Raw genomic sequence first — 9,594 nt, 5'->3', positions numbered from 1 at the left:
TGGCGTTACAAACTGGCCGCTTGCATCCACTTCCTTTTCTGCCACATCATTTTCCAAATTACCGATACGGGCGATAACGCCATCTCGTATGCCGATATCTGCATCATATTGTGGCAGACCGGATCCGTCGATGATTGTTCCATTTCTGATAATGGTGTCATAAGCCGCTTCATCCTGTGCTTGTGCAGCATTACCAGCTGGTGTTTGTAAAAACGTTCCGATCAGCAGTACGAAAATCACTGCCATCATCGATATTCGACGCAACTTAAACATGTTCACCCCTCCTTGTGATTAATGAGCAGGGCGGTTATTCACCTGCCCTGCCTTTAAAAAACCTTTCCATTGATTTCTATTAATCTTAAAACCTACTCCCATTCTTCCAGCAGATTATCGGATGCCGCCATCAACTCGTCATAAGCCGCTTCCGAAATCAATTCATGATCCATCTGATGCTCAAGCAGCGACTTAAATCCATTCAGATGTTTAATCGCTTTGTTCATAGATCCTGTGTCTTCATAATGCGCAAGCGCCGCTAAATGGATTTCGGCTTGCCGGACTGCCATGTCATCATTGAATTCACCGTCATCTGCCAATTCATCAACAAGGTATTGCAGATATGCAACCGTTGAGGCTTCCGGCGGCAAATCATCAGCTGAAATGCCGATTGCTTTGCCTTCTCTAGTGGAATCCGCTGCGCCAAAGTAAGTCCCGCTTTCAGAGTCAATCATTAAACTATTGACGTTTCCGATTTCACCTGGCGACGACTCCCATTCATGGCCCATGGCTTCCAGCTGCTCCCGTACATCTGACGGAATGCCTGACTCCCAGCGGATACTTGGATAGTCATTACTATAGATTCTCGGTTCTTCAATGGCGTCCTTAAGTTCCATATCATACCCAATCACATTGACAATCGTTTGCAATACTGACGTAATGATTGTTGTGCCACCCGGTGAGCCGACCGTCATAAACGGTTCCCCGTCCTGTAAAACAATTGTCGGTGTCATGCTGCTTAACGGCCGCTTGTTCGGCTCAACTTGATTGGCGCCGCCTGGAACAGCGTCGAAATCCGTTAATTCATTGTTCAGCATAATCCCGTAACCCGGCACCATGATCCCTGAGCCGAATACTTGCTCAATTGTTGTGGTGTATGACACAAGATTGCCCTCGCTATCAGCAACTGTAAAGTGTGTCGTCTCGCCATTTATTTTGTCGCCGGCTTTTTCACTTATTGCATAAGGCTCCCCTTCCTGATAATCCCACGGGTTGCCCGGCTGCACATCGTCATTGGCCTGATCCGGATCAATTAATCCAACCCTTTCATCAATATAGTCAGGATGCAAGAGCCCTTCAGCAGGTACATCCACAAATTCCGGATCACCCATATAAGCGCCCCTGTCTGCATAGGCAAGGTGCATCACTTCAGCCATATGGTGATATTTTTCAGCTGATCTGATACCATATTGGGTCAGGTCCATCTCTTCAAACATGTCCAGCATCTGCAGCATTGTCAGACCGCCGGAACTTGGCGGGGCCATCGACGCTATATCGTATCCTCTATAATCGCCCCATACCGGTTCTTCATAGGTCACATCATACCGGCTGAGATCATCCGCTGTCATGCTGCTGTTACGCTTCCCGACCTCCTCTGCAAGTGCTTCGCCAATTTCACCATTGTAAAACACGTCTGTCCCATGTTCGGCAATTAACCGGAACGTTTTGGCCAAATCCTCCTGCACGAGCAGATCGCCTTCTTCCAGCGGTTCACCATCAGGCAGGAAAACGTCTTTTGCTGCGGTATTTGATAATTTTTCCTCATTACTCTCGATAGCGTTGGCCAGCACCCAATTCACTTCGACACCTTCCTCAGCCATTTCGATGGAAGGCTCCAGCAGCTCTGCCATTGAACGTGTTCCCCATTGATCGAGAGCTGTTTCAAGCCCTTTCAATGTTCCTGGTACACCAACAGATTTGCCGCTGCGGACCCTTTCCTGGAAAGGCATGGGATCTCCATCTTCGTCCAGGAACATATCAGGTGTGGCACCAGCCGGGGCGCGTTCTCTGCTGTTAATGACCGAAACATCCTCAGTCTCAGCGTCATAATACATTAAAAAGCCACCGCCGCCGATTCCGGACATCATCGGTTCATTAACATTCAGGGCGAACTGAATCGCTACGGCTGCGTCAATCGCATTCCCGCCATTTTTTAGCACATCTGCCCCAACTTCAGATGCCAATGGATGTGCGGTAACAACCATGCCATAATCACCTTCTGCCGTCTGTTCGTCTTTTATGCCTTGTGCACTGGCAGTAAACCCTGCCGGCATAAAGACATGGAGCAGAAGCAGCAGCGACATGAAGATAGTTACCCATGTGAATCTATGATTTTTCAAAATAAGACTCCTTTCCTTCTATTTGATCTTTAAAGGTTTGGTCTGTCGATCAATTATTCTTCCTCGTCCCCTGCTTGTTGTGCATTAAATGTCCACGCCAGCTCTAAAGAATCGCCCTGGAATTGGTTCTGGTCTTCTCCGTTATCGACAAAATTGAACTTGACAACAAGGTCATCGAGTGATCCCGGCTCAAGCCCGTCTTCAAGCAACGGATCAAAAACATGCTCATTAACAGCCTCAGGTGACATGTTTTGCAGTTCAGCTAAAGTTGTCTGGTAAATCACTTCATCCAGCTTATCAGCGTTGTACAGAAATTCGACCTCAATATGATTTCCAAAGTCATCAGTGTTGTCACCTTCTGCGTCAATGACGTCATAATTTGTTTCCAGGAGCACCTTGTCTATCGCGAGTGATCCGTTATTCTGTAGTTCAAAATCACGGGTCATGGAATCACCTGGCTGAATATTGTCGACTTCAATCACCTGTGTCGGTTCTACAGCCAAATCAAGTGTCCCAGCTGCAAACGTATTATTCGTGCTCTCACTGTCACTGAAATAGGCAAACGTTCCTCCTCCGACTAATGATAAACCGAGTGCTGCCGTCATGACCCCCATACCTAATTGCTTTTTAATACCCATTAAAACGCCTCCTTTGAATTTTTCCCCGAACAACCAGGGTGATTTATTTGAATGCCTCATAGAATGGGTATCTATGGGCATTGTAAACGTGTTAATGTTTTCCATTGGGGCTTGGCCTTCTTGTTACTGGAATCTTTGTCCGGTTCTGTTGATTATTTACTAAAATCATTGGAGCTGAAATAATCATGGATACGCTTTCATAGTTCTAAAAAAATTACCATTGATGACGTGGCCAGAAAAGGGTACAAAATACAGCTTGAACCTGCTGCTTTTTGATAGCCTTTCATTTTGAACACCTTCCGTAAGTCACGGTTGGTAACGAATGCGCTGATTATCCTCGGTAATCTATATATTCTAGTGAATCTACAAACCTATTAAATTTTATATATACTGAAAAAACGTTACGTAGCATCTACTTTTCAATGAGGCTCAAAGAGGTTAATTGATCATTGATGTAACGAATCGTCTTTCATTTCTTGCTAATTTATGGATTACCAAACGACAAAAACTTTAATCGCTAGGACACTAACAAAAATGTCGTACGACAAAAGTGGGGTTAATCTGCAATTATTTTTATAATAATTGAAATGTTATTAATAGACTATCAAGTTATTATAAAACAGTCTATATAACTTTAGATTCGCTTTTCCATATTTTCAATAATTTTCCTGCCCATTTACCTAGTACTTTATTCGCTTTTTATCGAAATAATGGTTTTAAAACCAAAATACACCTGGTCTTGTCGATAAAGCGAAACTTCAATCATCAGGACGCTCTTCTCCGCTTGTAGTTGAGCAGAATCGGGCATTTAATGAACAATTAACCGTCGTATTTTGACGGTTTACTGTGCATGACATGCAGGATAAAAACCAACTGTCACCCAAAGCTTAAAAGCAGCTCACAAAGGTAACTCACTACTTTTCTACTAATCTCCCTTTGTATTATTCAGAAAATTAGTAATAAATTCTCTTTCTATTTTTTCTGTTAAACGCTAATATATTATCAATCAATAGATTAGGAGGGATATTTGTTGAAACATGACACATTCAAAACTTTAACGATGGTGCTGATACTTTTTTTGACCACTGCTTTTACAGCAGCGTCTGAAACAAGCGCGAGTTCGAACAATGCCTATCAACTCGAAAATGGCGTCACAGAACCAATCTATTCGTATGAGGATGCGATCAGAGAAACAATCTATGTCGAATCTTCCTTGGACAGTGATAACGATGGTGAACCGGATCGGATTGCGGCAGATATTATCCGCCCTCAGGAAACAGAAGGCGATTTGCAAGTACCTGTCGTCATGGATGCGAGTCCTTATTATGAGCGACTGGGACGCGGTAATGAATCCGAGATAAAAGACCCCGATGGTGATGGCATCAATGAGAAATTTCCGCTATTCTATGATAATTATTTTGTACCGAGGGGCTATGCCGTTGTACTGGTCGAAATGGTGGGAACCAACAACTCGGATGGCTGTCCGACAACTGGTGGATATGAAGAAATCGAAAGTGCTAAAACCGTTATTGAGTGGCTGAACGGCAACGGGACTGCCTGGAATGAAGACGGTAAGGAAATCGAGGCCGACTGGACGACAGGCAAAACCGGCATGATTGGAAAATCGTATGACGGCACAATTGCCAATGGGGTTGCCGCAACAGGTGTTGAAGGTCTGGAAACCATTGTCCCAATCGGGGCCATCAGCAGCTGGTATGACTATTACCGTTATGGCGGCATTCCATTTTATCCAAATGGGCCGAGCGGCTTGTCGAGAACCGTCACCAGCAGTGACAGTATTGAAGAATGCGCATTTGTCAGAGAAGAAATCAGGGCGGAAGCTGACGATGAGACTGGCGACTATAATGACTTTTGGGATGAGCGCAACTTTGTGAAAGATGCTGATCAAGTCAATGCCAGTGTTTTCGTTATCCACGGCTTGAATGACTATAATGTCAAAGCGAACCATTTTTCCAATTGGTGGGAAGAACTTGCCAACCATGATGTGCCGCGGAAGCTTTGGCTGACACAGACCGGCCATGTGGATCCATTTGATTTTCGCCGGGCAGAGTGGGTAGACACGCTTCATAAATGGTTTGACCATTGGCTGCTTGATATCGACAACGGTATTATGGATGAGCCGACAGTTGATATTGAACGTTCAGCCGATGAGTGGGAAACCTATTCATCCTGGCCACTTGAAGATTCCGAATCAGTGAAAGTAAAACTTGGACCGGCGACAGAAAAACTGCCCGGAACAATGACAACCACAGCTGTCAAAGGCAATTTCAGCCAAACATTTACAGACAATCCTGACCAGACTGAACAGGAAATGGTGGAAGATGAATTGACAGCGAAAGAAAACAGATTAATGTTTTTGTCTCCTGAATTAAAAGAGGATATGACATTAAGCGGTGTTCCAGAATTTGATATTCGAGCGACAGTGAATAAGGAAGATACAAATCTGACAGCCTTGATCGTCGATTACGGAGCGGATGAACGTGTGAACCATCGTGACAGAGGAGAGGGTGTCCGTACACTCGATACCGAATCCTGCTGGGGCGCGAGCATCGATGTGGACGATGCCTGCTATAAGGAAACAGAAAAGACGACGCACACAGCACCATACGAAATCGTTACGCACGGATGGCTTGATGCCCAAAATTGGAGGAGTCTGAGCCGGACAGACATTTTAACACCGGGTAAAAGCTATCGTTTCCAATGGGATACGCTTCCTGAAGACTATGTTTTCAAAAAAGGCCACCGCATTGGTATTGTAATAGCTGGCAGTGACGACAGATGGCTCATGACGGATGACACCCGGGCAACGTTTAACGTCGAGCTGGGCCAAAGCCACGTGAAACTGCCGATTGTCGGCGGCAAAAAGGCATTTGAGCGAGCAATAGGAGGGCTTCCGTATTTACAAAACCTTGTTGATGAATTGAAAGATGATGGAGAATTCAATGATGAAGGTGCAATCCGCCGCGTTGAAACCCATTTAACGACACTTACACATTATCAAAACACAGGATCCATGGACAAAGCGATAAAACATCTGAATGGATTTAAACCGTTGCTTGAGCATCAGAAGGATCAGGATTTAATGTCAGAGGTAGCTTACAATCAGTTAATGTCGGCATCTGAGGCTTTACTGGAAGATTGGCAGTAGTAGTTTGTCAGATTAAACAAATAGTGCAGCATATATTTGCGGGCGCAGCTATTATGAGCTGCGCCTCTCATCATTTCGCCTTCCTGTGAGCATGCTAAGCCGCAAATTGTGGCAGCCCTCGGGCGAGTTTCGGACGCTCTTACACGAGTTGGGGCTGTTCTCGCACAAGTTGGATTGCGCTCAATCGAGTTTGGGTGGAGCCCGCACGAGTTGGGGCTATTCTCGCACAAGTTTTGGCTGGTCCCGCACAAGTTACCGCCCTTCTCGCCCAAGTTTCGGGCGTTCTTGCGCAAGTTACGGTCGCTCTTGCACAACTTAGAGCAGTTCTCGCACGAGTTAGGCCTGTTACCGCTCAAGTCCGAGCACTTCTCGCTCAACTTAGTGGCGTCAACGCTCAAGTCCAAGCACTTCCCGCACAAGTTAGCGGCACCTCCGCTCAAGTTTCCGCTGATCCCACACAAGTTGGGGCCGTGCCCGCTCAACCTAGAGCAGTTACCGCACATGTTGGAGCCGCCCCCGCTCAACCTAGAGCAGTTCTCGCACAAGTTGGAATCACTCCCGCACAAGTTACAGCCTCACGCACGAGTCCTCTGCCTGATTGATTTCCCGCTCACACCCACTCAGCGCGCAAATAGAGAGGGGCTGGCCCCCTCTCTATCACTACTCGCCCATCAAATAATCTGCATCCGCTTCAAGCGTTTCGTAGGCATCCTGTGACATATTTTCCCGCTGATGATTCAGTAGCGTCTTAAACCCTTCCATATGCTTAACGACTTTCTCTGCGGCGGCCTGATCCTCATAATGGCTGACAGCAGTCAAATGAATTTTCAGGGAATCGGCAGCGTCATCGCTTGCAATTTCTCCCGCTTCGTCATAATACTCGACAAGACCCTTCAAGCCGGATGCATCCAATGGGTTATTCCCGGGCTTAAGGGTGATGTCTGCTGTAACCGGCAGATGGTCGGATGCCATTGATGGCAACACAGTGGCTGACTGGACATCCATCCCTGGTGTTGTTAACACATAGTCAATGCGTTTATTCGGAGATTCTGACGGGAACGTATAGCCTGGATCCTCATTCATCAAAGCCCACGTATCTTCAAACTGCTGGAAAAGCGGTACTAGCTCGGGTGACTCTGGCGTTGCGTTCATATCACCGGCCAAAATGCTGTTGTTGTGATCAGGGATGATTTCGAGCATATCATCGACCTGCATTTCCCGAACAGTCGGATCTGAGCGATAATCAAGATGTGTGACGTAGAACCATACTTCTTCTCCATTGACATGGATTTGCGCTTCAAGGAAACCAGGAGCAGGTTTTGGAACAGGATCGGGGGTCTTGTGTGGACAACCTTGCTATGTCATGGTTTTCAGCATGTAAAATCGGGTGTTTGCTTAAAACCGCTACACCGTATTGCCGTCTCAGTTCACCTGCTGCGGGCGGATCCAAGTTGTAAATTGGCGCAAACGAGTAGTCCATATTCAATGTGTCGGCCAGAATCTCAATTTGATTTTCAAACTGACTCCTGCTGCTCCAGTGAACATCAACTTCCTGCAATCCAATGATATCTGCACCGGATTCGCGAATTGTATTGGCGAGTCTATCCAAATTGTAGTTGCCATCTGTCCCAATACCTGTGTGCATGTTATAAGTTGCCATCCTGATCGTCTCTTCGTTACCGGGTTGTTCATTCTTTTGTTGATTATCTGCGCTGACATGTTCGGCTGCAGCAGAAGACGCGAACAAAAACAAAAAAACAGCCATGAGCGTATACCACTTTTTCACATCAATCCCTCCATTAACTTTTGGGGGGGTCTGTCCCCCATCACTCTAACGCGTTAATGTGATGAGGGACAGACCCCCATTTATTAATCAAATAATCCGCGTCCGTTTTGAGTGTTTTATAGGCATCCTGCGACATGTTTTCCCGCTGGTGTTCCAGAAGGTTTTTAAAGCCTTCCATATGTTTGACGATTTTATCTGCTGCGTCCTGGCCTTCGTAATGGCTGACAGCTGACAGGTGAACCTTTAATGAATGAGCGGCTGCATCGCTTGAAAATGCTTCCTCATCCGCAAAGTCCTCTACAAGTGCTTTCATCGTGGATGCGCTCCAGGCGTTTATGGCAGCGGCTGTTTTCCCTGCCACTTCCTGACGTATCGGATTGGTGGATGGTGCTTCACGTGTCGGATGAACTTTATTTGTCAGTAAAATGGCCACTGTTTCCTTACTTGGATTAATAACGATTGACGTACCAGTAAAACCAGTATGTCCCATCGTTTTCCTTCCGGACAAATCACCCATATACCAATCCTGGTTCAGCTCCCAGGCTAAACTATGCGCACTACCCGGAAACTCGGGCAATTCATTCCTTTCCATTATGTCTACAGTCTCAGTTTTCAGAATGCGCGTACCTTGATATTCACCGTTATTAAGAATCATCTGAGCAAATACCGCTAAATCTTGTGCCGTCGAAAACAAACCGGCGTGACCAGCAACACCATCCATCGCCCAGGCGTTTTCGTCATGCACTTCACCCCAAACAATTTCTCTATCTGTCTGTGGCTGGTATTCCGTTGCCGCCATACGGTCTTTTAGTGATTCAGGCGGGTTGAACATTGTGTCAGTCATACCAAGCGGTTCGGTAATGTTTTCCTTTATATATTCGTCAAGCCGTTTACCGGAAATTTGCTCGACTAATGCCCCGATCGTAATCATGTTCAAATCGCTGTATCCGTAATGTGTTCCGGGCTCATGATCTAATGGCGTCGCGAATACTTCTTGATAGGCTTCTTCACGGGAGTCCGTTGTTTGATAAAGTGGGATCCATGCCGGAAAACCGGATGTGTGCGTCAGCAGTTGCCTGATCGTGACATCGGATTTTCCATTTTGCGCAAATTCCGGAATGTAATCCGCCACTGGATCGTCCAGGTTAAATTTGCCTTGCTCATATAACTGCATGGCAGCCGTCGCCGTAAACACTTTCGTAATGGAAGCTAAGTCAAATATGGTGTCGGTTTGCATCTCCACCGGGTTTTCCATTTCGGTAAAGTCATCATCCAAATAGCGTGCTGCGTACCCGTAAGCGTCTTCCTTAACGATTGTCCCGGATCTGGCTGCCAAAAAGACGGAACCCGCCATGTACTGATCAGCGATTCCCTGCTGAATAACGTCATCAATTTCATCTAACGGCTCTTGCAGCATTTGCACACTGCCTGGCGTTCCTGGCTGCACGATAGGCGCAGCAGTTGCGGTTGTACTGATGCCTGCAAAAAACACCGAAGCAAACAAAACATAAGCCAGCATGACTGACATCAACCTATTTTTCATACGCGTTTCTCCTCCTTCATTTGGGGTCTGTGTCCCCCATCGCTCTAACGCGTTAACGTGATGAG

The 9,594-nt window shown here is 46.2% G+C and carries 6 protein-coding genes and 1 pseudogene; 1 reads left to right on the top strand and 6 read right to left on the bottom strand.

What is annotated here, in order from left to right; translation table 11 throughout:
* The 3 genes and pseudogenes from VK080_RS02655 to VK080_RS02645 all read right to left on the bottom strand — a co-directional run.
* Positions 1–273 (bottom strand): annotated as a pseudogene (locus tag VK080_RS02655) (hypothetical protein); the annotation flags it as partial.
* 92 nt (positions 274–365) lie between these two features.
* Positions 366–2,327: a gamma-glutamyltransferase gene (gene ggt, locus VK080_RS02650; RefSeq protein ID WP_414672204.1), complete on the bottom strand. Its 1,962-nt coding sequence runs from the start codon at positions 2,325–2,327 to the stop codon at positions 366–368.
* Between the two features lie 119 nt (positions 2,328–2,446).
* Positions 2,447–3,031: a CalY family protein gene (locus VK080_RS02645; protein WP_324223250.1), complete on the bottom strand. Its 585-nt coding sequence runs from the start codon at positions 3,029–3,031 to the stop codon at positions 2,447–2,449.
* Positions 3,032–4,061: 1,030 nt separating this feature from the next.
* Between VK080_RS02645 and VK080_RS02640 the strand changes: the two genes are divergently transcribed.
* Complete coding sequence (locus VK080_RS02640) at positions 4,062–6,200, top strand: Xaa-Pro dipeptidyl-peptidase (RefSeq protein ID WP_324223249.1); 2,139 nt, start codon at positions 4,062–4,064, stop codon at positions 6,198–6,200.
* Positions 6,201–6,860: 660 nt separating this feature from the next.
* Here VK080_RS02640 and VK080_RS02635 read toward each other — a convergent pair.
* From VK080_RS02635 to VK080_RS02625, 3 genes are read right to left on the bottom strand one after another with little or no spacing between them, the layout of a single operon-like run.
* A complete protein-coding gene (locus tag VK080_RS02635; protein ID WP_324223252.1) occupies positions 6,861–7,490 on the bottom strand; it encodes an FIMAH domain-containing protein in 630 nt (209 codons plus the stop codon).
* Between the two features lie 7 nt (positions 7,491–7,497).
* The gene (locus VK080_RS02630) at positions 7,498–7,986 is read right to left on the bottom strand and encodes an endonuclease/exonuclease/phosphatase family protein (RefSeq protein ID WP_324223248.1); all 489 of its coding nucleotides are present in this window, start codon (positions 7,984–7,986) and stop codon (positions 7,498–7,500) included.
* A 40-nt stretch (positions 7,987–8,026) separates the two neighbouring features.
* On the bottom strand, positions 8,027–9,529 hold the full coding sequence (locus VK080_RS02625; RefSeq protein ID WP_324223247.1) for a serine hydrolase domain-containing protein: 1,503 nt from the start codon (positions 9,527–9,529) through the stop codon (positions 8,027–8,029).
* Positions 9,530–9,594: the final 65 nt, after the last annotated feature.

The sequence above is a fragment of the Lentibacillus sp. genome (assembly GCF_035301925.1).
Classification (GTDB): Bacteria; Bacillota; Bacilli; order Bacillales; family Amphibacillaceae; genus Lentibacillus.
The sequence above is the reverse complement of the archived record's forward strand: the minus strand, read 5'-3'. Positions and strand labels throughout refer to the sequence as shown.